Source organism: Burkholderia sp. AU18528 (assembly GCF_002223215.2).
GTDB classification, from domain to species: Bacteria; Pseudomonadota; Gammaproteobacteria; order Burkholderiales; family Burkholderiaceae; genus Burkholderia; species Burkholderia semiarida.
In genome coordinates, this window is the sequence record NZ_NKFC02000004.1 from 371,393 (window position 1) to 395,648 (window position 24,256).

The 24,256-nt window shown below is 65.9% G+C and carries 26 protein-coding genes and 1 tRNA gene; 7 read left to right on the forward strand and 20 right to left on the reverse strand.

Translation table 11 applies throughout. The annotated features are described in order from the left end of the window. Positions 1–8: 8 nt before the first annotated feature. The 15 genes from CFB52_RS04320 to hemN form a co-directional block, all read right to left on the reverse strand. Positions 9–689 (reverse strand): urease accessory protein UreF, encoded by a 681-nt coding sequence (locus tag CFB52_RS04320; protein ID WP_099316138.1) that lies wholly within the window; start codon positions 687–689, stop codon positions 9–11. Beyond that, positions 676–1,296, reverse strand: coding sequence for an urease accessory protein UreE (gene ureE / locus CFB52_RS04325; RefSeq protein ID WP_099316139.1), 621 nt, complete (start codon positions 1,294–1,296; stop codon positions 676–678). Before ureE ends, CFB52_RS04320 begins: the two co-directional genes overlap by 14 nt. Positions 1,297–1,314: 18 nt before the next feature. Continuing rightward, on the reverse strand, positions 1,315–3,021 hold the full coding sequence (gene ureC, locus CFB52_RS04330; RefSeq protein ID WP_059574178.1) for an urease subunit alpha: 1,707 nt from the start codon (positions 3,019–3,021) through the stop codon (positions 1,315–1,317). Positions 3,022–3,050: 29 nt separating this feature from the next. Then, positions 3,051–3,356 (reverse strand): urease subunit beta, encoded by a 306-nt coding sequence (locus CFB52_RS04335; RefSeq protein ID WP_059574177.1) that lies wholly within the window; start codon positions 3,354–3,356, stop codon positions 3,051–3,053. A 17-nt stretch (positions 3,357–3,373) separates the two neighbouring features. Further along, complete coding sequence (ureA, locus tag CFB52_RS04340; RefSeq protein WP_006406310.1) at positions 3,374–3,676, reverse strand: urease subunit gamma; 303 nt, start codon at positions 3,674–3,676, stop codon at positions 3,374–3,376. 236 nt (positions 3,677–3,912) lie between these two features. Beyond that, positions 3,913–4,788, reverse strand: a complete 876-nt coding sequence (locus CFB52_RS04345; RefSeq protein ID WP_059574176.1) for an urease accessory protein UreD — start codon at positions 4,786–4,788, stop codon at positions 3,913–3,915. A gap of 114 nt (positions 4,789–4,902) precedes the next feature. Next, entirely contained in the window at positions 4,903–5,595 is a 693-nt protein-coding gene (gene urtE, locus CFB52_RS04350) for an urea ABC transporter ATP-binding subunit UrtE (RefSeq protein ID WP_099316140.1), read from the reverse strand. A 4-nt stretch (positions 5,596–5,599) separates the two neighbouring features. Then, positions 5,600–6,457 carry an urea ABC transporter ATP-binding protein UrtD gene (urtD, locus tag CFB52_RS04355; RefSeq protein ID WP_060312934.1) on the reverse strand — a complete coding sequence of 286 codons (858 nt, stop codon included), beginning with the start codon at positions 6,455–6,457 and terminating at the stop codon, positions 5,600–5,602. Then, entirely contained in the window at positions 6,454–7,638 is a 1,185-nt protein-coding gene (gene urtC / locus CFB52_RS04360) for an urea ABC transporter permease subunit UrtC (RefSeq protein ID WP_059574173.1), read from the reverse strand. Before urtC ends, urtD begins: the two co-directional genes overlap by 4 nt. A 1-nt stretch (position 7,639) precedes the next feature. Then, on the reverse strand, positions 7,640–9,259 hold the full coding sequence (gene urtB / locus CFB52_RS04365; protein WP_099316141.1) for an urea ABC transporter permease subunit UrtB: 1,620 nt from the start codon (positions 9,257–9,259) through the stop codon (positions 7,640–7,642). Between the two features lie 139 nt (positions 9,260–9,398). Beyond that, positions 9,399–10,706, reverse strand: a complete 1,308-nt coding sequence (urtA, locus tag CFB52_RS04370; RefSeq protein WP_059574171.1) for an urea ABC transporter substrate-binding protein — start codon at positions 10,704–10,706, stop codon at positions 9,399–9,401. Positions 10,707–11,060: 354 nt separating this feature from the next. Next, positions 11,061–11,384 carry a rhodanese-like domain-containing protein gene (locus tag CFB52_RS04375; protein ID WP_006488544.1) on the reverse strand — a complete coding sequence of 108 codons (324 nt, stop codon included), beginning with the start codon at positions 11,382–11,384 and terminating at the stop codon, positions 11,061–11,063. Between the two features lie 14 nt (positions 11,385–11,398). Then, positions 11,399–12,055, reverse strand: coding sequence for a protein-L-isoaspartate O-methyltransferase (locus CFB52_RS04380; RefSeq protein WP_099316142.1), 657 nt, complete (start codon positions 12,053–12,055; stop codon positions 11,399–11,401). 104 nt (positions 12,056–12,159) lie between these two features. Next, positions 12,160–12,417 carry a hypothetical protein gene (locus CFB52_RS04385; protein ID WP_059574169.1) on the reverse strand — a complete coding sequence of 86 codons (258 nt, stop codon included), beginning with the start codon at positions 12,415–12,417 and terminating at the stop codon, positions 12,160–12,162. Positions 12,418–12,512: 95 nt separating this feature from the next. After that, positions 12,513–13,904, reverse strand: coding sequence for an oxygen-independent coproporphyrinogen III oxidase (hemN, locus tag CFB52_RS04390; protein WP_099316613.1), 1,392 nt, complete (start codon positions 13,902–13,904; stop codon positions 12,513–12,515). Positions 13,905–14,076: 172 nt separating this feature from the next. On the opposite strand from hemN, the gene CFB52_RS04395 reads away from it, so the two are divergent. The 3 genes from CFB52_RS04395 (at position 14,077) to CFB52_RS04405 (ending at position 15,882) form a co-directional block, all read left to right on the forward strand. Then, positions 14,077–14,394 (forward strand): YkgJ family cysteine cluster protein, encoded by a 318-nt coding sequence (locus tag CFB52_RS04395; RefSeq protein ID WP_027783753.1) that lies wholly within the window; start codon positions 14,077–14,079, stop codon positions 14,392–14,394. Beyond that, positions 14,391–14,972, forward strand: a complete 582-nt coding sequence (locus CFB52_RS04400) for a DUF1439 domain-containing protein (protein WP_099316143.1) — start codon at positions 14,391–14,393, stop codon at positions 14,970–14,972. Before CFB52_RS04395 ends, CFB52_RS04400 begins: the two co-directional genes overlap by 4 nt. A 79-nt stretch (positions 14,973–15,051) precedes the next feature. After that, positions 15,052–15,882 (forward strand): undecaprenyl-diphosphate phosphatase, encoded by an 831-nt coding sequence (locus tag CFB52_RS04405; RefSeq protein WP_099316144.1) that lies wholly within the window; start codon positions 15,052–15,054, stop codon positions 15,880–15,882. A gap of 92 nt (positions 15,883–15,974) precedes the next feature. On the opposite strand, the gene trmB is transcribed toward CFB52_RS04405, so the two are convergent. From trmB to CFB52_RS04420, 3 genes are all read right to left on the reverse strand, one after another. Next, positions 15,975–16,751: a tRNA (guanosine(46)-N7)-methyltransferase TrmB gene (trmB, locus tag CFB52_RS04410; protein WP_099316145.1), complete on the reverse strand. Its 777-nt coding sequence runs from the start codon at positions 16,749–16,751 to the stop codon at positions 15,975–15,977. Between the two features lie 138 nt (positions 16,752–16,889). Further along, a tRNA-Gly gene (locus CFB52_RS04415) sits at positions 16,890–16,964 on the reverse strand. Positions 16,965–17,072: 108 nt separating this feature from the next. After that, positions 17,073–18,917: a DUF262 domain-containing protein gene (locus tag CFB52_RS04420; RefSeq protein ID WP_099316146.1), complete on the reverse strand. Its 1,845-nt coding sequence runs from the start codon at positions 18,915–18,917 to the stop codon at positions 17,073–17,075. A gap of 317 nt (positions 18,918–19,234) precedes the next feature. Here CFB52_RS04420 and CFB52_RS34995 point away from each other — a divergent pair, with 317 nt between their 5' ends. The 4 genes from CFB52_RS34995 (at position 19,235) to CFB52_RS04440 (ending at position 22,918) form a co-directional block, all read left to right on the forward strand. Then, the gene (locus CFB52_RS34995; RefSeq protein ID WP_257219975.1) at positions 19,235–19,456 is read left to right on the forward strand and encodes a hypothetical protein; all 222 of its coding nucleotides are present in this window, start codon (positions 19,235–19,237) and stop codon (positions 19,454–19,456) included. 182 nt (positions 19,457–19,638) lie between these two features. Beyond that, the gene (locus tag CFB52_RS04430; protein ID WP_099316147.1) at positions 19,639–20,715 is read left to right on the forward strand and encodes an Imm71 family immunity protein; all 1,077 of its coding nucleotides are present in this window, start codon (positions 19,639–19,641) and stop codon (positions 20,713–20,715) included. A 336-nt stretch (positions 20,716–21,051) separates the two neighbouring features. After that, on the forward strand, positions 21,052–21,396 hold the full coding sequence (locus tag CFB52_RS04435; protein WP_059448122.1) for a cupin domain-containing protein: 345 nt from the start codon (positions 21,052–21,054) through the stop codon (positions 21,394–21,396). Between the two features lie 343 nt (positions 21,397–21,739). Next, positions 21,740–22,918 (forward strand): mandelate racemase/muconate lactonizing enzyme family protein, encoded by a 1,179-nt coding sequence (locus tag CFB52_RS04440; protein ID WP_099316148.1) that lies wholly within the window; start codon positions 21,740–21,742, stop codon positions 22,916–22,918. A gap of 175 nt (positions 22,919–23,093) precedes the next feature. On the opposite strand, the gene CFB52_RS04445 is transcribed toward CFB52_RS04440, so the two are convergent. Then, positions 23,094–23,636: a chromate transporter gene (locus tag CFB52_RS04445; RefSeq protein ID WP_060312962.1), complete on the reverse strand. Its 543-nt coding sequence runs from the start codon at positions 23,634–23,636 to the stop codon at positions 23,094–23,096. After that, positions 23,633–24,244 (reverse strand): chromate transporter, encoded by a 612-nt coding sequence (locus CFB52_RS04450; RefSeq protein ID WP_099316149.1) that lies wholly within the window; start codon positions 24,242–24,244, stop codon positions 23,633–23,635. The genes CFB52_RS04445 and CFB52_RS04450 overlap by 4 nt, the downstream gene beginning before the upstream one ends. Positions 24,245–24,256 lie beyond the last annotated feature (12 nt).

The window sequence follows — 24,256 nt, forward strand, 5'->3', positions numbered from 1 at the left end:
GAAGAGGTTCAGGAGCGGAACAACCGCGAGTACTGGGTTTCGTGCCGCGCGGACAGGATGCCGAGCTGCGGCGCGAACGTGTTGACGGCGTCGGGCGGCGTCGCGAGCGCGCGGCGCACGGCGGCGTCGATCGCGCCGCGCAGCGCGACGATGATGCGTTGCCCGGCGAGCTGGCCGAGCGGCACGGCCTTCAGCGCGGCGGACGTCTGGTTCTCGACCCAGCCGAATGCATACGCGGCGAGCGTCGCGTCGGCGCTCGCGTCGTGTGCGGCGGCCGCGTACGCGAACGCGGTCGGCAGCGCGATCGGCGCGATCGACGCGAGCGTCGCGCGGCGTGCGGCGTCGCCCCATTCGAGCGACGCGCACAGCTGCGCGAGCGACCAGCCCATCTGTTCGGTTTCGCGGCGCAGTTCGGCCGATTCCCGGCTCGCGACGAACCACGCGTTTTCGGCGGCGAGCGCGTGCGTGTCGTGCGCCTGCCAGCGGGCGAGCTGGTGGGCGAGGAACGGCAATTCGCCGTGCGCGAGCACGTCGGTCAGGCCGCTCGCGATCCAGTCGCGCGCGGAATCGGCGTCGCGGATCAGGTTCGCGTCGAGCGCGGCTTCGAGGCCCTGCGAATAGCTGTACGCGCCGATTGGTAGTGCGGGCGACGCGAGGTGCAGCAGCGCGACGAGTTCAGTGGTGGTCATGACCGTGGTGGCCGTGCGTGCAGCCGGGGCCATGCTGATGGCCGTGATCGTGATCGTGATCGTGATCGTGATCGTGCGAATGCGAATGCCCGTGGTGTTCGCCGAACACCTGCTGCGCGAGCGCGTAATCCTCGGCGAACGTCGCGTCGTGTCCGTGCTTGTGGCCGCCGCCGTACGCGCCGGCTTCCGGCTGGAACGGTGCGTGCGTTTCCTCGACCTGCGTGCCGAGCCGGCGCAGCATGTCCGCGAGCACGGGATCGGCCTCGAGCTTCAGGTAGCCGTCGCCGATCTCGACCGGCGTGTGACGGTTGCCGAGATGGTAGGCGGCGCGCATCAGCGTGAGCGGGTCGGCCGCGCGTACGAGCAGCACGGTTTCGGCGGCAGCGGCGATGCGAACGAGCGCGCCGTCGTCGGCGACGAGCACGTCGCCGTCGCGCAGCACGGTGCCGCGCGGCAGCAGGACCGCGACGTCCTCGCCGGTGTCGAGCGTCGCCGCGAGGCGGCTCTTGCAGCGGGCGTCATAGGCGAGCGTGAGCGTCGGCGCGCGCGCGACGAGCGACGCGGCGAGTTTCACGTTCGGGGCAATGCGTTTGTCGAGGGTGCGCATGAAACTGGGGATTCCGAATCAGAACAGGAAATAGCGCTGCGCCATCGGCAGCACCGTCGCCGGTTCGCAGGTGAGCAACTGGCCGTCGGCGATCACGTCGTAGGTTTCCGGATCGACGCTGATCGACGGGCGCCATGCGTTGTGGATCATGTCGGCTTTCGTCACGTTGCGGCAGTTGTGCACCGGCACGATCCGCTTCGCGAGGCCGTAGCGCTCCGCGATGCCCGCGTCGGCCGCCATCTGCGACACGAAGGTCAGCGACGTGCGCGCGAGCGCGCCGCCGCGCGTCGCGAACATCTCGCGATAATGAACCGGCTGCGGCGTCGGGATCGACGCGTTCGGGTCGCCCATCTGCGCGAGCGCGATCATCCCGCCCTTCAGGATCATCGAAGGCTTGATCCCGAAGAACGCCGGTTCCCACAGCACGAGGTCGGCCCACTTGCCGGGCTCGATCGAGCCGACTTCGTGCGCGATCCCGTGCGTGAGCGCCGGGTTGATCGTGTACTTCGCGACGTAGCGCTTCGCGCGGAAGTTGTCGTTGCGCGCGGTGTCCTCCGGCAGCGCGCCGCGCTGCACCTTCATCTTGTGCGCGGTCTGCCACGTGCGGATGATCACTTCGCCGACGCGGCCCATCGCCTGCGAATCGGACGACAGCATCGACAGCGCGCCGAGATCGTGCAGGATGTCCTCGGCCGCGATCGTCTCGCGGCGAATGCGCGATTCGGCGAACGCGAGATCCTCGGCGATCGACGGATCGAGGTGATGGCACACCATCAGCATGTCGAGATGCTCGTCGAGCGTGTTGATCGTGTACGGGCGCGTCGGATTGGTCGACGATGGCAGCACGTTCATCTCGCCGCACACCTTCAGGATGTCGGGCGCATGGCCGCCGCCCGCGCCTTCGGTGTGGTACGTGTGGATCGTGCGGCCCTTGAACGCGGCGACCGTCGATTCGACGAAGCCGGCTTCGTTCAGCGTGTCGGTGTGGATCGCGACCTGTGTGTCGGTGTCGTCGGCCACCGACAGGCAGTTGTCGATCGCGGCGGGCGTCGTGCCCCAGTCCTCGTGCAGCTTCAGGCCGATCGCGCCGGCCGCGATCTGCTCGACGAGCGGCTGCGGCAGGCTCGCATTGCCCTTGCCGAGAAAGCCGAGGTTGATCGGCCAGCCGTCGGCCGCCTGCAGCATCCGCTCCATGTGCCACGGGCCCGGCGTGCAGGTCGTCGCGTTGGTGCCGGTGGCCGGCCCCGTGCCGCCGCCGAGCATCGTCGTGACGCCCGACGCGAGCGCTTCGTCGATCTGCTGCGGGCTGATGAAGTGGATGTGCGTGTCGATGCCGCCCGCCGTCACGATCAGCCCTTCGCCGGCGATCACTTCGGTGGCCGCGCCGATCGCGATCGTCACGCCCGGCTGGATGTCGGGGTTGCCGGCCTTGCCGATCGCGGCGATGCGGCCGTGCTTGATCGCGATGTCGGCCTTCACGATGCCCCAGTGATCGAGGATCACCGCGTTCGTGATGACGGTATCGGGCACGTCGGCGGCCACGCGCTGCGACTGGCCCATCCCGTCGCGGATCACTTTCCCGCCGCCGAATTTCACTTCCTCGCCGTAGGTCGTGAAGTCGCGTTCGATCTCGATCAGCAGTTCGGTATCGGCGAGCCGGACGCGGTCGCCCGTCGTCGGCCCGAACATTTCCGCGTACGCGCGGCGGCTCAAGCGTAGTGTCATGTTGCTGTTCCTGAAGAGCGGGGCGCGGCTTACAGCGGCCCCATCACCTTGCCCTGAAAACCGTAGACGGCGCGCTCGCCCGCGAGGGCGACGAGCTCGACGGTGCGCGTCTGGCCCGGCTCGAAGCGCACGGCCGTGCCGGCCGCGATGTTGAGCCGGAAGCCGCGCGCGGCCGTGCGGTCGAACGACAGTGCATCGTTGACTTCGAAGAAGTGGTAGTGCGAGCCGACCTGCACCGGGCGGTCGCCGGTGTTCGCGACAGCGAGCGTCAGCGTCGCACGGCCCGCGTTCAGTTCGTGTTCGCCGTCGTCGGTGAGGATTTCGCCGGGGATCATGCGCGGTACCACCTTGGTCACGGAATCGGATGATGGACGGTCACCAGCTTCGTGCCGTCGGGGAAGGTCGCTTCGACCTGGATGTCTGGAATCATTTCCGGCACGCCGTCCATCACGTCGTCGCGCGTGAGCAGCGTCGTGCCGTAGTGCATGACTTCGGCGACCGTCTTGCCGTCGCGTGCGGCTTCCATCAACGCCGCGGTGATGAAGGCCACCGCCTCCGGATAGTTGAGCTTCAGGCCGCGCGCACGGCGGCGTTCGGCGAGCAGCGCCGCCGTGAAGATCAGCAGCTTGTCCTTTTCGCGGGGAGTCAGTTTCATGAAGGCAGGCGTTCAGGAAAACGTAATTTTTATCGGTGCGCACGCGATCGGGCAGGCGAGCGGATCATCGTAGCACCGCGCTGTTTGGCGTGCGTCGTGTATCACTTATGTAAGCAGCAAGGGGCGTGCCATGTGCATCCGGCGCGCCGTCATGCTCTTTCGTGGTGCGCGATGCGTGAAGAGTGTGCGCCGTGTGTCGCGGCATTGCGCCGAAACGGTGCGCGATGCGCGCGCGTTCAGGTTTGCCAGAGACGCAGCGGCCGCGCGTCGATGCCGTGCACGATCGGCCGCAACTGCAGCCAGCAGTCGGTGAAGTGGCGCTGCAGCGCTTCCATCGACGTCGCCAGCGCGCGCACCAGCACGACGCCGGGCGTTACGCAAGTGGCGCCCGCGCGCAGCGTATCGTCGAACGGCATCCCGGCGGCGAGCGTTTCGGCGAGCGCGGCGTCGCACGCGGCGCCGGCCGCCCACAGCGTGCCGTAGGCGGGAAAGCCGGCGAGGCCCTGCGGCGCGCCGCGCAGCGGGTCGCGTGCATCGAGCAGCGCGCGCTCGGTCCACAGCGGCCGGCCGTCGGCATCGACGAGCGCCGACGTCGACGCGATGCGTCCTGCCGACCAGGTTTCGCCGGCCGCCTGCCGGCCGAGCTGCGTCGCGTCCCAGCCGATCGCGCTCGCGCCTGCGCCGAGCGTCACCGTGAAGTCGAGCGCGGCGTGCGCCGCGTCAAAGAACAGGTTGTTCTGCGGCAGCCAGTCGAGCTTCGCGTGCGCGCCGACCGCGATGCCGATGCGCTGCGTCGCATCGAGGCCGTTGGACTTGTACCACTTGGTCGCGCCGGGCGTCGTCAGCACCGCGTGCGTGCCGTCGCCGAGCGCGATGTCGATGTCGAGCCGGTCGCCGCCCGCGACGCCGCCTGGTGGGTGCACGATCACCGCATGGCAGATCGCGTCGCCTTCCGGGTACAGCGGCCGCTGCACGCGCAGCGGGCCGTCGTGCAGCCGGTGCGCGAGCGTCGTGCGCGCACCGTGCCGCTCGAAGCCGAGTTCGAGACGGCCGCGCCACGACTTGGCGACGGCGGGGCGGGACAGCGGGGCGTGGGAGTCGGGGGCGGACATCTATTGGACGTGGAGAGGCTAAGACTTTCACTGAAATGCTCGGTTTCAGCGAGCGTTGAAGAAGACCATTTTAATGAAATTCTTGTCGCCTCTCGGCATTCGTCCAAGCCGTCACTACACCGCGATCAGTTCGCGCACCCCATTCGTCTCCATATCCCGCGCGTCACCGCCCGCGACGACCTCGCCGCGGCTCATTACCCAGTAATGGTCCGCGATCGAGCGCGCGAAATCGTAATACTGTTCGACGAGCAGCACGGTCATCCTCGATTCGTCGACGAGCTGGCGCAGCGTGCGCCCGATGTCCTGGATGATCGACGGCTGGATGCCTTCGGTCGGCTCGTCGAGGATCAGCAACTGCGGATCGCTCATCAGCGCGCGGCCGATCGCGAGCTGCTGCTGCTGGCCGCCCGACAGGTCGCCGCCGCGCCGTGCGCGCATGTCCTTCAGCACCGGAAACAGCTCGTAGATACGATCGGGCACTTTCGACGGCGCCTTGCGGCTCGCCGCGCCGACGAGCAGGTTTTCCTCGACGGTGAGCCGCGGAAAGATGTCGCGGCCCTGCGGCACGTAAGCGAGCCCGGCCGCCACACGCGCATACGGCGGCAACGCGCCGAGCGCGGCGCCGCGCCACGACACGCTGCCGCTTTTCGCGGCGACGACGCCCATCAGGCAGCGCAGCAGCGTGCTCTTGCCGACGCCGTTGCGGCCAAGCAGCACGGTGAGCTTGCCGTCGTCGGCGACGAGGTTCACGTTGCGCAGGATATGGCTGCCGCCGTAGTACTGGTTCAGCGCTTCGATTTTCAGCATCGCATCATCGTCCGAGGTAAGACTCGATCACCGCTTCGTCGCGCTTGACCTGGTCGAGCGTGCCGTGCGCGAGCACCGCGCCTTCGGCCATCACCGTCACGCGCCCCGTGTCGCCCGCGAGCGCCGCGACGAATTCCATGTCGTGCTCGACGACCATCATCGAGCAGGTGCCGCGCAGCGTGTTCAGCAGCTCGGCGAGCTCCATCGTCTCGTGGTCGGTCATCCCGGCCGCCGGCTCGTCGAGCAGCAGCAGCGCGGGACGCTGCATCAGCAGCATGCCGATTTCGAGCCGCTGCTTCTGCCCGTGCGACAGTTCGCCGGCCGCGCGATACGCATCGCTTTCGAGGCCGATCAGCGCGAGCGTCTCCTCGATCTTCGCCTGCGCGGTGCGGTCGAGCCGCGCGCGCAGCGACGCGAGCCAGCCCTTGTCGGTCTGCATCGCCAGTTCGAGGTTTTCCCACACCGGGTGCTGTTCGAACACGGTCGGCTTCTGGAACTTGCGGCCGATCCCCGCGCGCGCGATCTCGGGTTCGTTCATCCGCGCGAGGTCGATCGTCTGGCCGAGAAACACCTTGCCTGCGTCGGGCCGCGTCTTGCCGGTGATCACGTCCATCATCGTCGTCTTGCCCGCGCCGTTCGGGCCGATCACGCAGCGCAGCTCGCCCGCGTCGATCGCGAGCGACAGCTTCTTCAGCGCGCGAAAACCGTCGAAGCTCACCTCGATATCCTCGAGATAGAGGATCGTGCCGTGCGACGTGTCGATGCCGGGCGGCACGACGCGCCCCATCGACGCGCTGCCGCTGACGGCGAGCAGCTCGTCCTCGGGCGGCGGCGTGAACTGATAGAGAGCCGTGCCGTTCATGCGCGTTTCCCCTTCGCGAGCAGCGTGTCGACGAGGCCCATGATCCCGCGCGGCAGCAAGAGCGGCACGAGCACGAAGATCAGGCCGAGAAAGAACAGCCAGTATTCGGCGAAGTACGCGGTGAAGAAACTCTTCGCGCCGTTCACCGCGAACGCGCCGACGATCGGCCCGATCAGCGTGCCGCGCCCGCCCACCGCGACCCAGATCGCCATTTCGATCGAGTTGCCGGGCGACATCTCGCCGGGATTGATGATGCCGACCTGCGGCACGTACAAGGCGCCTGCGATGCCGCACAGCACGGCCGACAGCGTCCACACGAACAGCTTGTACGCGAGCGGGCTGTAGCCGAGGAACATCAGCCGCGTCTCGCCGTCGCGCACCGCGGTCACCACGCGCCCGAGCTTGCTCGTGACGACCGCGCGCGCGACGATGAACGCGAGCACGAGCGTCGCGAAGGTCAGCAGCAACAGCACGGTGCGCGTGCCCGGCGACGTGATCGCGAAGCCGGCGATGCGCTTGAAGTCGGTGAAGCCGTTGTTGCCGCCGAAGCCCGTCTCGTTGCGAAAGAACAGCAGCATCGCGGCGAACGTCAGCGCCTGCGTGATGATCGACAGGTACACGCCTTTCACGCGCGAGCGGAACGTGAAGAAGCCGAACACCCATGCGAGCACGGCCGGCACGAGCACGACCAGCGCGAGCGCCCACGCCAGATGCTGCGTGCCGCTCCAGTACCACGGCAACTGATGCCAGTCGAGAAACACCATGAAGTCGGGCAGGTCGCTGCCGTACTTGCCGTCGCGGCCGATCTCGCGCATCAGGTACATGCCGATCGCATAGCCGCCCAGCGCGAAGAACAATCCATGGCCGAGGCTCAGGATCCCGCAGTAGCCCCATACGAGATCGAGCGCGAGCGCGGCGATCGCGTAGCACATCAGCTTGCCGGCGAGCGTCATCGCGTACGCGGACAGATGGAACGCGCTGGCTTCCGGCGCGACGAGCGCGGCGAGCGGCACGCCGATGCCGATCGCCACGCACAGCGCGACGAGCGCGAGCCATGCGCGGCGCGACAGCAGCGCGGGGCGGGGCGGCAGGCCGAGCGCGAAGCCGTCCGCGCGCGTGCCGGCGGCGGGCTTCGGCGTATCGGCGACCGGGTTCGATATCGAATCGGTGAATGAAGTCACGTCAAGCCTCCGCGCTGCGGCCCTTCGGGGCGAACATGCCCTGCGGGCGTTTCTGGATGAACAGCACGATCATCACGAGCACCGCGATCTTCGCGAGCACGGCGCCCCAGAACGGCTCGATGGCCTTGCTGACGAGGCCGAGCCCGAAGCCGCCGAGCACGGTGCCGGCGATCTGGCCGACGCCGCCGAGCACGACCGCCATGAACGAATCGATGATGTAGTTCTGGCCGAGATCGGGGCCCACGTTGCCGATCTGCGACAGCGCGCAGCCGCCGAGGCCCGCGATGCCCGCGCCGAACGCGAACGCATACGCGTCGACACGCGCGGTCTTCACGCCGACGCAGGCGGCCATCCGACGGTTCTGCGTGACCGCGCGCACGAACAGGCCGAGCCGCGTCTTCGTCAGCACGGCCCACGCGACGAACACCACCGCGAGCGCGAACGCGAGGATGGCGAGCCGGTTGAACGGCAGGATCAGGTTCTGCATCACGGTCACGCCGCCGCTCATCCACGACGGGTTCACGACCTGGACGTTCTGCGCGCCGAACAGCATGCGCGTCGCCTGGATCAGGATCAGGCTCACGCCGAACGTCGCGAGCAGCGTCTCGAGCGGGCGGCCGTACAGATGCCGCAGCACCAGCCGTTCGAGCACGATGCCGACGAGCGCGGCCGCCGCGAACGACACCGGCACCGCGACGAGCGGATACCAGTCGAATGCGCCGGGCGCGTAGCGCTGGATCAGCGTCTGCACGACATAGGTTGCATACGCACCGATCATCAGGAATTCGCCGTGCGCCATGTTGATCACGCCGATCAGCCCGTACGTGATCGCGAGGCCGAGCGCGGCGAGCAGCAGCACGCTGCCGAGCGACAGGCCGGCGAACAGCGTGCCGACAATTTCGCCGCGGCGCTGCAGCGCGTGCAACGTATCGAGCCCTTGCTGCGCGGCCTCGCGCACGCGCGCGTCGGGTTCCGCGTAGCTGCCGTCCGCGTTCTTCGCGACGAGCGGGCGCAGTTGTTCGATCATGTCGAGATCCTGGCGCGCGGCCACCACCTGCACGGCTTCGAGGCGCTTCGCCGGATCGGCATCGTGCAGCGCGGCGATCGCCCACAATGCGTCGAGGCGACGTTTCAATGCCGGATCGGTTTCCTTCGCGCGGGCGCGGTCGATCATCGGCTTGAGCGCCGGGTCGGGCGACTTCAGCAGCGCGTCGATCGCATCACGCCGCGCGGCGACGTCGGGCGACGCGAGCGCGAGGCCCGACAGCGCGCCGGCGATCTTCGTGCGCAGCAGGTTGTTCAGCATCACCGGCTGCGCGTCGCCCGCCGGCGTCGCGGCCTGCGTGAGCGCGTCGTGCGCGGTGTCGCCGGACTGGATCAGCAGCCGGCCGTCGCCGGTCGCGAGCGCATCGCCGCTCGACAGCGCGTTGAGGATTGTCACCGCGCGCGGATCGGTATCGGTGGCGAGCCGCTCGATCGCGGCCGTCTTCGCGTCGAAGTCGTCGCCGGCGAGCGCGGCGGTGTCGGCCGCCGTCAGCGCGAACGAGGCGTGCGGCAGCAGGCCCGCGAGGGCGGCGCATGCCGCGATCGCGCGGGCGGCTCGGCGAAAGCGTGTAGGCATCGGGAAGTCCTGTCGGGCGAGGGGAATCGGAGCGGCGCTGCGCCGGCGCGCGCGGTTCGTCACGGCAAGCGCGGCCGGCGCATCGACGGCGGGCGGGCGAGCGGCACGTCGCGCGCAAGGCCCGACGCGCCGCCCGGCGTCACGCCAGCGCCGCGCGCTGCCGGCGCAGGAACGCCGGAATCGAGCTGACGACGTCCGGCTTGTTCTGGTTACCCGCGATGAACGGGCTCCACGGCTGCGCGCGCACGGCCGTCTTCGTCTTCCACACGACGTTGAACTGCCCGTCGCCGCGGATCTCGCCGATCATCACCGGCTTGTGCAGGTGGTGGTTGCCGTCCATCGCGAGCGTGAAGCCCGACGGCGCGGCGACCGTCTGGCCGATCATCGCGACGCGCACCTTGTCGACGTCGGTGCTCTTCGCCTTCTCGACGGCCTGCTTCCACATGTGGATGCCGACGTAGGTCGCTTCCATCGGATCGTTGGTCACGCGCTTCGCGCCGCCCGGCAGGTTGTTCGCCTTCACCCACGCGGCGAACTGGTCCTTGAACTTGGTGTTGGTCGGGTTCTTCACCGACATGAAGTAGTTCCACGCGGCGAGGTGGCCGACGAGCGGCTTCGTGTCGATCCCGCGCAGCTCCTCCTCGCCGACCGAGAATGCGACGACCGGCACGTCGGTCGCCTTGATCCCCTGATTGCCCAGTTCCTTGTAGAACGGCACGTTGGAATCGCCGTTGATCGTCGAGACCACGGTCGTCTTGCCGCCTTGCGAGAAGGTCTTGATGTTCGCGACGATGGTCTGATAATCGCTGTGGCCGAACGGCGTGTAGACCTCCTGAATGTCGGCGTCCTTCACGCCTTTCGATTTCAGGAACGCGCGCAGGATCTTGTTGGTCGTGCGCGGATACACGTAGTCGGTGCCGAGCAGGAAGAAGCGCTTCGCGCCGCCGCCTTCCGCGCTCATCAGGTACTCGACGGCCGGAATGGCCTGCTGGTTCGGCGCGGCGCCCGTGTAGAACACGTTGCGCGACATTTCCTCGCCTTCATACTGCACCGGGTAGTAGAGCAGCCCGTTCAGCTCTTCGAATACCGGCAGCACGGATTTGCGGGACACCGACGTCCAGCAGCCGAACACGCACGCGACCTTGTCCTGCGTCAGCAGCTGGCGCGCCTTCTCGGCGAACAGCGGCCAGTTCGACGCAGGATCGACCACCACCGGTTCGAGCTTGCGGCCCAGCACGCCGCCGCTCTTGTTGATGTCGGCGATCGTCATCAGTGCGGTGTCCTTCAGCGACGTCTCCGAGATCGCCATCGTGCCCGACAGCGAATGCAGGATGCCGACCTTGATCGGGCCGGTGCCCGCGTCGGCTGCGTGCGCGAACGGGCTCTTGCCCGCCAGCGCGAGCGCGCCGGCCATCGAACCGAACTTCAACAGACTGCGACGTTTCATCGAGATCCCCTTTGTCGTGTTGGATGCGCGTGCGCCGTGGCGGCGCCGGCCATCGTGTAACGCAAGGCATGTGCCAGTCGCGCCGATGCACGCCCGGCGTGCCTGTGCGGGCCATCGGCGGGCATCGACGCGGTGCGGATGACGCGTCGTGCAGCATGCGCGGTCCGTTGCGGTGCAGGCGCGCGGGCGCAAATGGTGCACGAAGGTGTCGCGGCGTCGCGGCGCGGGGAAATGTCGGAACGGAAGGGGAATGAGAAACGGGCGCGCGGTGCGCGCCCGTTCGGCGGATCGGTGCGGCCGGCGGCAGGGTGCCGGGCGGCGCGGCGGCGCGCGATGCGCGGCCGGAAGGATCGGTCAGTAGCGCGGCACGGACGGGTCGACGTCGCGCGACCACGCGTCGATTCCGCCTTGCAGGTTGTACAGCTTCGTGAAGCCGCGCGATTCGAGGAACATCGCGACCTGCGCGCTGCGCATCCCGTGATGGCACACGCAGACGATTTCCGCTTCGTCGTCGAGCTCCTCGCTGCGCGCGGGAATCTGCTGCATCGGAATCGACACGCTGCCGGCGATCTGCGCGGTCGCGATTTCCCACGGCTCGCGCACGTCGAGCACGACCGGCGCGGGGCGCGCTGTGTCGCCGAGCCATTCCGCGAGCATCGCGGGCGTCAGGATCTGCATGGAGGCTCCGCCGCTCAGAACTTGAAGCGCGACGGCTCGATCGCGTTGACGAGGTGGTCGATGTAGGTTTCGAACACGTCGGCGACGCGGTACTGCTTGTCGTCGATGCGCGTGATGATCTGCGCCTTCATCACCGGACGGCCGCCGACGAACGCCGACAGGCGGCCGCCGATCTTCAGCTGTTCGAGCATGTCCTGCGGCACGACCGGCAGGCCGCCCGCGACGCAGATCACGTCGTACGGCGCCTTCGCGGCCCAGCCGCGCGAACCGTCGCCGAGCACGACTTCGGCGTTGGTCACGCCGTCGTTGCGCAGGTTGTCCGCCGCGAACTTCGCGATCGCCGGATCGATCTCGACGGCCGTCACGTGCTGCGCGCGATGCGCGAACAGCGCGGCCAGGTAACCCGAGCCCGCGCCGATCACGAGCACGTTCTCGTGCTTCTTGACCGCCAGCTCCTGCAGCACGCGTGCTTCGACGCGCGGGAACAGCATCTTGCTGGTGCCGCCCGGCAGCGGCAGTTCGAGATCGGCGAACGCGAGATCGCGGAATTGGGCAGGAACGTAGTTCTCACGCTTGACGATCGACAGCAGGCCCAGGACATCCAGATCCAGCACGTCCCACGGACGGATCTGCTGTTCGATCATGTTGAAACGCGCGTTTTCGATATTCATGGTGTGGTCACGCAGCCTGGTCGGCCATCAGCGGGGATAGAGAAACTTCGTGATTGTACCAAACGGCGCGGCCGCGAAGCCTTCAGGCGGCCTGCAACAGACCTTTACCCCTTGCTCTTCTTGATCTGCGCCTCGAATGCGAGGTCGAGCTTGCTCGCCTTGCGCGGCTTTTGGGGGCCAAATGCGTCGACGAACTTGACGAATTCGTCGAGCGGCAGCGGCTCGCAGCGCTTTTCGGCGGTGCCGCCCGAGCGGTCGACGAGATAGAACAGGCCGCCCGCCATCGCGACGGCCGCGAATTGCGGGTTGCCGGAGCGGGTCTTCAGGCGTTCGACCGCGTGGGTCGCTTTGGTCGTGCGCATCTTGGGGGCTGGCGAAGCGGGTGTAAGCCTCACACTCTATCAAACCGGCCGCCCGCGTGCGGCCGGCGCCCGCCCCATGGCCCGCGCGAACGGCCCTAAACCGTGCGCGAGTAGCGCTGCCGCGGCGTCTGGCCGAGATACGCGTCGAACGCCATCGCGATGTTGCGCACGACCATCCGGCCGGCCGGATGGATCGTCAGCCGGTCGCGCGCGATCGTCAGCAGCCCGTCGCGCTCGAACGGGCGCAGCGCGTCGAGCTCGCGCGCGAAATGATCGGCGAAGCGGATGCCGTGCGCGGCCTCGACATGCGAGAACGGCAGTTCGAGATTGCACATCAGCTGCGTGATCACGTCCCGGCGCAGCCGGTCGTCGGGCGTGAGCCGTACGCCGCGCGCGATCGGCAGCCGGCCCGCGTCGAGCGCGGCGCCGTACGCGGGCAAGTCCTTCGCGTTCTGCGCGTAGACGTCGCCGACCTTGCCGATCGACGACACGCCGAAGCCGATCAGGTCGGTATCCGCGCGCGTGCTGTAGCCCTGGAAATTGCGCTGCAGCGTGCCGTTGCGCTGCGCGCGCACCAGTTCGTCGGACGGCCGCGCGAAGTGGTCCATCCCGATGTACACGTAGCCGGCCGACGTCAGCATGTCGATCGCGAGGCCGAGCAGCGCGATGCGCGTCTCCGGCGGCGGCAGCGTCGCATCGTCGATCTGCCGCTGCATCTTGAACAGGTGCGGCATGTGCGCGTAGCCGAACACCGACAGGCGATCGGGCGCGAGCTCGATGATCGTCTCCAGCGTGCGTGCGAACACCGCGACCGTCTGGTGCGGCAGCCCGTAGATCAGGTCCACGCTCACCGAATGGAAGCCCGTCGCCCGCGCGGCGGCGAGCAGGTCGGCCGTCATCGCGCGCGGCTGGACGCGGTTGATCGCCTGCTGCACGGCCGGGTCGAAATCCTGCACGCCGAGGCTCAGCCGGTTGAAGCCGATCGTGCGCAGGTGGACGAGCGTGGCCGGCGTGACCGTGCGCGGATCGATCTCGATCGAGAACTCGGCGTCGGCGTCCGCCGCGAGCGCGAAATGCTCGCGCGTGGCGGCCATCAGCTCGGCCGTTTCGTCGTCGGACAGGAAGGTCGGCGTACCGCCGCCCCAATGCAGCTGCGTGACGGGGCGGGACGGATCGAACAGCGCGGCCTGCAACGCCATTTCGCGCTTGAGTTGGTCGAGATACGGGCGCGCGCGGCGGCGGTTGTTGGTCGCGATCTTGTTGCAGCCGCAGTAGAAGCACGCGGTGTTGCAGAACGGGATGTGGAAGTACAGCGACAGGTCGCTCGACGACGCGCCGGGGTCGCCGGCCGCGCGCACGTAGCCGGCCGGATCGAAGTCGTCGCGGAATTGCAGCGCGGTGGGGTACGACGTATAGCGCGGCCCGTTCGCGCCGTATTTCGTGAGCAAATCGGGACGGAACATCGTGTCGGCAGAACCAGAATGCATGACGGTCTCGCGCTTTTTAGATGCTTTCGAGTATATGAACGCGCGGTCGGCCTGCATTGTGTAATAACGTCGCAGCCGGCGATGGCACAATGCGGGGTAGGGCTGCCGGATACCGCGTCCGGTTGCCGCACCGTTTTTCGTTGTTCGTCGAGAGAGCCGAGTGTCCGTCGAAATGCCTGTCCGCCCGGCGCCCGCCGAAGTCCCGCCGCCGCACGCGTGCCGCGAGGGCTGCGGCGCGTGCTGCATCGCGCCGTCGATTTCCAGCCCGATTCCGGGCATGCCCGACGGCAAGCCGGCCGGCGTGCGCTGCGTGCAGCTCGGCGACGACCTGCGCTGCATGATCTTCGGCCGGCCCGAGCGCCCCGCGTGCTGCTCCGGGCTGCAGCCGTCCGCCGACATGTGCGGCGCGTCGCGCGACGACGCGCTCGCGTGGCTCACGCGCCTCGAGGCCGCGACGCGGCCGGCGCATCCAGGAGAGAGTTCAGCATGACCGTCCCTCGCGCGCCCGGCCGGCGCCGTTTTCTCGCTGCCGCCATCGGCGCCGCCGGCGTGTGCGTATCGCTTGCCGCGTGCGCGTCGACGTTCCCGTTCATCCCCGATCACTACACGTTCTCGCGCGGCGACGTGCAGAAGGCCGTCGCGCGCAAGTTTCCTTACCAGAAGACGGTCGCGCAGGTCGTCGACGTGTCGCTCGCGAACCCGGCCGTCAACCTGCTGCCCGACCAGAACCGCGTCGCCGTGCAGCTCGACGCGAATTTCGCGAGCCCGTTCCTGCGCGCGCCCGTCAGCGGCAAGTTCACCGTGTCGGGCCAGCTCGCGTACGACGCGCCGAGCCGCTCGGTGGTGCTGAGGGCGCCGGCCGTCGACAGCCTCGTGCTCGACGGCGACGCGCAGATGTACGCGCAGCAGGTGGGCGCGGCCGCCGGGCTGCTCGCGACGCAGTTGCTGACCAACTACCCGATCTACACGTTCAAGCCGGAACAACTGCAATTTGCCGGGGTGAACTACGAACCCGGTACAATTACGATCCTTACAAACGGCATACGCGTGGCGATCGTCGAAAAGTGACGACGGGGCGCGCACGGCCGGGCGGGCCGCGCGCGCAAGAGTGGCCTTTTCTTTCGACCATTTCGGAGTTGGGCCACGGATGGACTGGATCCTGATCTGCAAGGCATTGATCCTCGGCGTCGTCGAGGGGCTGACGGAATTCCTGCCGGTGTCGAGCACCGGTCACCTGATCGTCGCGGGCAGCTTCCTGAATTTCAACGATTCGCACGCGAAGACATTCGACGTCGTGATCCAGTTCGGCGCGATCCTCGCGGTCTGCTGGGAATACCGGCAGCGGATCGCGTCCGTCGTGTCCGGGCTGCCGAGCCGGCCCGACGCGCGGCGCTTCACGCTGAACGTCGTGATCGCGACGATTCCCGCGATCGCGCTCGGCCTCCTGCTCGAGAAGAAGATCAAGGCCGTGCTGTTCTCGCCGGTGCCCGTCGCGTTCGCGCTCGTCGTCGGCGGCGCGATCATCCTGTGGGCCGAGGCGCGGCAGCGCGAACGCGGCCAGCCGCCGCGCGTGATGTCGGTCGATGCGCTGACGCCGCTCGACGCATTCAAGGTCGGACTCGCGCAGTGCTTCGCGCTGGTGCCCGGCATGTCGCGCTCGGGCTCGACGATCATCGGCGGGATGCTGTTCGGCCTCGACCGCCGCGTGGCCACCGAATTCTCGTTCTTTCTCGCGATTCCGATCATCTTCGGCGCGACGCTCTATGAAACCGTGAAGGACTGGCAGGCGTTCACCGTCGACTCGCTCGGGCTGTTCGCGCTCGGGCTCGTGTCGGCGTTCGTCAGCGCGTTCGTGTGCGTGCGCTGGCTGCTGCGCTACGTCGCGACGCACGATTTCACGGTGTTCGCGTGGTACCGGATCGCGTTCGGGCTGTTCGTGCTGCTGGTCGGTTACAGCGGGTGGCTGAACTGGTCGTGAGGCGAATGCGAAGGCCGGTGCGCCTTCGATAAAAAAGCCCGACCGGCGCGAGATGCCGGTCGGGCTTTTTTATTTTGCGCGGGGCGGGGCGTTCAGCCTGCGCGCTTGCGGAACACCAGGTCCCACACGCCGTGGCCGAGCCGCAGCCCGCGCCGTTCGAACTTCGTCACCGGGCGGTAGTCAGGGCGCGGCGCGTAGTCGGCGGCCGTGTTCTCGAGCGTCGGTTCCGCGCCGAGCACTTCCAGCATCTGCTCCGCGTAGTTCTGCCAGTCGGTCGCGCAGTGCAGGTACGCGCCGGGCTTCAGTCGCGACGCGAGATGCGCGACGAGCGGCGGCTGGATCAGCCGGCGCTTGTGGTGACGCGCCTTGTGCCACGGATCGGGGAAGAAGATGTGCACGCCGTCGAGGCTTTCCGGCGCGATCATGTGCTCGAGCACCTCGACCGCGTCGTGCTGGATGATGCGGATGTTCGTCAGATCCTGCTCGCCGATCAGCTTCAGCAGCGCACCGACGCCCGGCTCGTGCACCTCGACGCCGAGGAAATCGTCGCCCGGGCGGTGCGCGGCGATTTCCGCGGTCGACGCGCCCATCCCGAAACCGATCTCGAGGATGCGCGGTGCAGTGCGGCCGAAGATCGCGTTCCAGTCGGGCAGCGCCGGCGCATACGGGACGACGAAGCGCGGGCCGAACTCGTCGATCGCGCGGCGCTGGCCGGTCGATACGCGGCCGGCGCGCGTCACGAAGCTGCGGATGCGGCGGCGATGCAGCGGGTTGGCTTCGTCGGCGCCTTCGGCGGCTTGGTCGGCCTCGTCGGGAATGGCGTCGTCGTGCGGCGGCAGGCCGGCTTCGTTCGGATCGTTGTGCATCATCGGTACAGAGAAAGGCTCGGTTCGGGCGAGAGCCCGTTGCGCAGCAGTGCTGCCGGGCGATTCAGCGCATGGTACAAAAAAGCCGCCTTCGACGAGGGAAGAGGCGGCTCATGCGCAGGCTGCAGGGCAGCCGGAAAGTGGAGCGGGCGATGGGAATCGAACCCACGTCATCAGCTTGGGAAGCTGAGGTAATGGCCATTATACGACGCCCGCAGAACGCGTAATTCTACAGGGAGTTGGGTGGGGATGGCAAGCGGGGCGTTTTGGCCGCTGGCATCGAAACTGGCATGGCTTGATGATCGAGCGGTGTCTCGATCGTTATCAGGCTCCCTCCTTCAATCGGTTGGTTGACCACAGCCGTTCTGCAATCCCCTTGTAGAGGCTGAAGCGCTTGTCGAAGTCTGCCTTCTTGAATTCGTTGAACGGATTGAACGGCAAACCGGTCTCCGCCTTCAGCCTTACGAATCCTGGGTTGTGAACGTAGCACAAGGGGTGTAGCGATCTGGCGAGTAGGTTCTCGCTCCGGTAATGCTCTAGCTTGTCGCTATACGGCTTGTCGTTCAGGCTCGCGTTGATCTTCTTCGGCAGCAGCACGAGTCCTCCGACCTTGTTGCGATGTGCGGAAAAGTCTTGGGCATGAGTGAATTCATCGGTGTGACGCTCGAAATGGTTGGCCCACAGGTGTTCGATCTCGTGGGCATTCTTGCCCGAGCGAACGATGTATTCATGGTATCTCCCCGGCTGCCCGCTTTGCTCTTCTATCCAGTGCGTGAATCGAGCCAACTGGCGATGCAGACTCTTGGCATTCCAATTGTTGAGGTAAGGTTGATCGTCCAATGGCAGTTCGAGTTCTTCCAAGGTCAATCTCGTGATCAATTTGTCGCGCAGCACGTCTAACGGCAAATTGCGCAGATCCTTGGTCAGCAAGAAGGTGGCGTATTGCAGGGTCGAGTAGTCAATCGATTTAAAATTCCAAAGCCGGCGATTGAGCCAGCAATCAAGGTAGTCTGCCGTCAGTTTGAGCTTTGCCTTCACCGTGACTTCGTCATCGGTCGGTAGCAGTGGGGCAAGCAGGACTTGAAATTGCTGAGTAAAGCCGTGGTCAGCGTTGAAACGGATGGATTCCAGTCCCGGCGTCAAAGTCGTGGATGCTTCCAACACATTCAGGTAGATGCGAGCGAAGAATCGGAGGTCCTGACGCACCCAGCGGCTGAAATCGTCACTGGTATTGAGGCCGATTAGATCGTCCCGGTCGCGAACCCAGCGATGATATTCCGTGCCGATCAGGTCGAAGTCTTCCGGTTTTGCGCCTTTCTTTCGTTCACGGATGCCCTGCGCATACTTCGCTCGCAGCCAGGCCTTGAAGAAGTCTGCTTCGCTTTCTTTAGTTTCCCCGTCGCTGTCATGCTTGGCAAAGGCGAGCAACCAGTTCTTAATTTCCTTATTGGCCTCAGCGCGCTTTGCTGTGTCGGTGATGCTTGCGAGCAGGTAGCCCTTGAGCATGTCCGTATTCGATAGCGACAGCCCTCGGTCATTCATGGTCTCGAAGATCGTGTAGGCGTCAGCATCGGCGTATGCCGTGATCTCGACCAATTGCGTTTTGTTACGGAGCCAATCGACGAAGTAAGGTAGTGCCTTACCGGTAGCAATCTCGTCGGGAAATGCGTCAACGATGTCGTTGTAGCGTCCGATCAGGTTCCGTATCGATTCGACCTGATCGATGGAATCATATGGCTCGCCGTCGAACAGCGCGTTCATGCACTCGTTGCGTTCGGGAATATCGAGATTGAAAGACTTCTCGCCGTACTCGTCGGAGAAGATCATCTTCTCGACCGAAACTGCATCCGTCCGGTCTTTCTGGATGCTGTGTAGGTAGATCAGCAGCAGCGTGAGGCTGGTCAGCCGCTGCTGACCATCGACGATCTGCTTTTTATCGTCCGGCTGGCTGATGACGATGGAGCCCAGGAAGTAGTGGCCGTAAGAGGCTACGTCCTTGCGCTCGTGCTGTGGTTGGTACTCTTCGAGGAATGCTGAGGTGAGGTCGGAGACCAGTTCGACGATCTGCTTGGGCTGCCACTTGTACTCACGCTGGTAATAGTCGATGCCGTATTTGGTATCGCTCAGCAGTTCGCGCACGCTGCGCGTTTTCGCCTGAATCTCTCTCATCGCTCGGTCCCTGATTGGAACCTAACTGTACCGCATTCCTTGCGTGCGCAGACTCCACCGATGCGAGTTTTGTCGATGCTTCAACTGAGGAGTGTCATCAGGGAGCGGCGGCTATATCGTCAGCTTCTTGCAGTTGGCGCCGGGTGAAAACTGGCATCGCAGCGAAGCGCGCATGAACAGTGGTTCTTCGTGGAGCTGGGAGAAATTATGACGTGAGAATGCGCGTAGACAGTGACTCTGATTAACGCGCCGGGGCTTGGGAAGCTGAGGTGTTGGCCATTATACGACGCCCGCAGAACGGATAGTTCTACAGGGGTTTGCTGGCGGATGGCAAGCGGAAGGATTTGGCGGCTGGCATCACTCGACGCTGGAGCGGTGGCGTCGCTGGCAGTGTCGGGTGGAAGGGGCGGATTGCCGAGCAATGGGACAACGAAAAAGAAGTTGCCACCATGCGTTTGCTGGTCGGAGGCGATCTTCAATTCTTCGTGGACTTTGAGCACTCGTTTAATGCGCCCGTGAAAAAATGGATAGAAGCGTAGCTCGCGAACGGGCAGCTCAAGGCACTTCGGACGCATTGGATCGACGTTAAGCTACCCGATCAAGCAACCGCGCGAGCGCTCATGCTGGCCGAGCGTGAGCGATCGGACAAGATCAGACAGGAAGGCTATGCGCGGCGAGCCATCGCCAATGGCGGAAAACAATCGACGGAAGAACAGAACCAATGATGCTGAATACTTTGACCATGACGCCTGAGCAGGAGCTGGATGCGCGTGCCAAAGCATTTTACCTGCTCAAGAAATGGACAAGCGTTACGTTCCTGGACCATGCAGTTAGTCTGTACAGGGACTTTCTTCACGCGTATGCCAAGCAATTGGACACGCCGAGCCCAAATCAGGAGGAATCGGAGGCAGCGTATGTCAGCGATTTCCTGAATGCGTTGGTGAGGATGGATCAAGGCATTGAGACATTGCGGCAAGGTGCCGACAAGCGCTCGGCTTACGATGCGCTCATAACGGGTAGCGAGAAGGGCGGGGACCTTTTGTTCGGGCGGAGTGCGCACGAGGTCGGTCGAACATATGATCCGTTTTTCCACGCGCTTGGCGTGAGGGATACGAGGTTTTCGGATTTCGAATATGCAACGGGGTATGCGGAAGGGGCGTGGATTGAAGAGTTGAGCTGTCAGGCGCTCAAGTGTACTGTCGGGCTCGATTTTTCCGAATACCTTACCTATGGCAAGCGTGCCGACGGCGGTACTCGTGTGTTCAAGCATTGGACGTATGAATCGTTGTTCCAGGATCCGTTATTTCCTGCTTGGCGATATTGGCCACCCGGTCGTACCTATCCCGCATCGCTTCCTCCCTGTCCGCCCAAGAACGAATCCGCAAGCGGCGAGGTTTGCAGCGATCAGGAGATTCCTGTCGAGGGTATCTGGGAACCATGGTTTCCGGCTGGCAAGGTTGGATGTCCGAGTTACTTCCTCAAGGGCAGTATCGCCCACAAGTACCTGTTGGAAGGTACCAACGACGAACATGTGGTGCGCTGGCGGCTATTGTGGGAAGACAAGCGTTATCGGGACGGCAGCATCCCGGCAGAGGAGGAGACCTACCTCCCCAAGCCTGCTGCGCAACCAAGGCTACGTGCCCTGCCCGGGGAGCCTTGTCCGCGCGCCGGCTATTGGCAAAGTCCTGCCGTGAAAGATTCGGTTTATGTCGAGGCCGGAACGCCTATGCCAGGACCTCAACGCACGGCATGGGGAATGGTCATTTGGCATTACTCGGACCCTCAGCCGAACAATTGAATCGCGATTGGAACAAGAGCACGTCGATCGGCCCCGACGAAGGGGTGTTGCGTCGTTGGCCGCAGCAACTCTAACTCGGGCGTCAAGCCACGTAGCAGGGCAGATGGTTTGTGTGGTTTTCGATGTGCCGTGCTTCTGTTCATACGCGTAGAGGGTACGAGCCCAGCATCTCGACAGTGAACGAATGGCGCTATGCGAGCACGTCGACTGCAACGTGAGGCGGCCCGCCAGCCAATGTCGAAAATAGACGAGTCGGCGTCGGAAGCATACAAGCCCGGGTAAAGCTTTCGAACTAACGTGACAGGTCTTTCATACGATCGTCAGTCTGGAGCCGACATGTCCGATTTCATCACCGTTCTGCGCAAAACCTGCCCGACGCCTGTCGTTGACGCGACCAAGTGGAAGCGCATCGGCGGCGATCCGCACACCGTGAACCTCAACGCGTACGTCTCGAAGGACGGCAGCAAGATCATGGGTACCTGGATCTGCACGCCGGGCAAGTTCGAGGTGAATTACGAAAAATGGGAGTACTGCCACTTCCTCGATGGCTACTGCATCATCACGCCGGAAGGCGAGGAGCCGGTGCACCTGAAAGCCGGCGACGTGTTCGTGATCGAACCCGGCATGAAGGGGACGTGGGAAGTGGTCGAGACGGTGCGCAAGTACTTCGTATTCGCCTGAGTTTGTCTGAGCGGGCCCGCCGATTCTCCCGGCGCGGGCTATTCTCGTCGCCTTATCTTGTCCCGGTGCACGAAGGCAGGAGTGGCGAACGGGAATTCCGCCTCGATCAACGTCGCCCAGGTTCGGAAACAGTGCGCCGAGCGTGGTTATACGCTCGGCGTTCTGCTTTCCGGCTGCAACACGTGATGAAGGCGGCGCGCGGTTGTCGATGACGACGCGATGACGATGCCGCGGGTCCTGCACGCAAACACGCAAACCCCTAAGATGCAGCGATCCGCCCACCGTTTCCGCTGCTGCGCGTGAAGCTTGCGCCTGCGCCGGACGCCTCTCCGGAGCCCCGACCATGCGCATCACCGCGATCCACGAACGCGCGATTCCCGTTTCCCGCTATGCCGATCCGGCGATTCCGTCCGGCGGCCTGACGACGAGCATCGTCGCGGTCGTCACTGACGTCGTGCGCGACGGCCGCCCGGTGACGGGCTACGGCTACGCGTCGATCGGCCGCTTCGCGCAGGGCGGCCTGATCCGCGAACGGTTCGCGCCGCGCCTGCTGGTCGCCGCCGACGCACTCGCCGACGAAGGCGGCACGAACCTCGACCCGTTTCGCGCATGGCGCGCGATGATGGCCGGCGAGAAGCCGGGCGGGCACGGCGAACGCTGCGTCGCGGTCGGCACGCTGGACATGGCGATCTGGGACGCCGCTGCGAAGATCGCCGACCTGCCGCTCGATCGCTTTCTCGCCGATCGTCTCGGACGCACGGCGGCGCCGCGCGTGCGCGTGTACGCGGGCGGAGGCTACCGCTATCCGCACGACGATCTCGCGCGCTTGTCGGATGAGATACGCCGGATCGTCGATCTCGGCTACACGCACGCGAAGATCAAGATCGGCGGCGCGGATTTCGATCTCGACCGGCGCCGTATCGAAGCCGCTGCCGCGCAGCTAGCCGGCACCTCGCATCTCGCGGTCGATGCGATGAACACGTACGACGCGACGACCGTGTACGAGGCGGCCGACATGCTCGCGCCGTTCGACCTCTGGTGGTTCGAGGACCTCTGCGATCCGCTTGATCTGCCGCTCCAGGCAGACGTCGCCAAGCGCTACGCATCGCCGATCGCAGCAGGCGAAGCGCTGTTCTCGCTTGCGGAAGCGAAGCTACTCGACCGGTACGGCGGCCTGCGTCCCGACCGCGACGTGCTGGTGTTCGATCCAGTGCATGCGTACGGGTTGCCGGGCTATCTGCAGATCGTCGACCACTTCGTGTCGCGCGGCTGGCGGCGCGATGCGTTCTGGCCGCACGGCGGCCATCTGTTCTCGCTGCACGTCGTCGCGGCGCTCGGGCTCGGTGGCGCGGAAGTCAGCCCGTTCGCATTCCATCCGTTCAGCGGGCTCGCCGATGGCGAAATCGTCGATGCGGGATACGCCCGCGTGCCGCAGGCGCCGGGTATCGGTTTCGAACTGCATGCCAATGCACGCGAGGTATTCCGCGCGGTATCGGAATCCGAACCTGTAGCGCGCCGCTGACCGCTCAAGCGCATCGATCGCGACACGCATCGAGAAGCCGCACATAATCTGCATCGCCAAACGATCGCGGAGCGGACACGTGATCGGACGAGCGAACCACGCACCGCACGCCCACGCTCCATAGGCAAGCATTGCGAATCGGCGGAGCGAAGCGGTCGTCGGCCGCGCCGCCGCGCTACACGCCCCCGAGCGCATGCACGCCGACGAGCAGCAGCGCGCCGATCGCGATCAGCAGCAGCGCATGAACACGCGTGTAGATCACGCACAGCGTCGACGCCACCGCGATCGCGCGGGCGGCCCAGCCGCCGTCGAGCGCCTGCACCAGCACCCACGCCGACGCGACGATCATGCCGGCCGCGACCGGGCGCAGGCCGGTTTCGAGCGCGATTTGCCAGCGCGCACCCCGGTGTCGCCGCCATAGATGCGCGACGCCGTAGATCAGGAATGCGGTCGGGCCGAACAGCGCGAGCGTCGCGATCACCGCGCCCCAGAAGCCGGCCACCTGCCAGCCGATCAGCGTCGCCAGCAGCGAGCCGGGGCCCGGCGCCATCCGTGCGATCGCGAAGTCGTTCACGAATTGCGCGGCGCTCATCCAGTGATGCACATCGACGACTTGCCGCTGGATATCGGCGATGACCGCCTGCCCACCGCCGATCGTCGCGATCGACAGCGGCGCGAACACGCCGAACAGTGCTGCGTAACGTGCGGACGCGTTCATCGTGCGTCACTTCCGACCGGCGCAGCGGCCGCGCGACGGTATTCGAGCGCGACGCTCAGCGTGCCGCCGATCAGCACGGTCCACACGAGCGGCCAGTGCAGCACCGCGACCGACACGAACGTGAGCGTCGTCACCGCGAACGGCAGCACGCGGCGCGGCAGTCGGCGCACGGCGGTGATCGCCATCGAGATCGACAGCCCGATCGCCGCGGCCGCCGCGCCGGCGAGCGCGACATGCGTGAGCGGGAAGCGCGTGAGGGTCGAGAACGCGACGCCGAACAGCACGATCAGCACGGCCGGCGGCGCGATGATGCCGGTGAAGCCGGCCACCGCGCCGCGCCATCCGGCGAGCCGGTAGCCGATCCAGATCGCGAGGTTCTTCACGTTGACGCCCGGCAACGCTTGCGACAGCGCGAGACCATTGAGGAACGCCTCTTCGTCGAGCCAGCGCCGCTCGTGCACGAAATCGCGCATCATCCGCCCGCTGAGCCCGCCGCCGAAGCTGGTCAGGCCGATCTGCGCGAATGCGATGAACAGCGCGAGGACGCCCGGTGGCGGCGCGTCGCCCGCGGGCGGTGCAGTGGGAGTCATGGCGGAGGGCGAGGGCATCGGGCGGGTGGC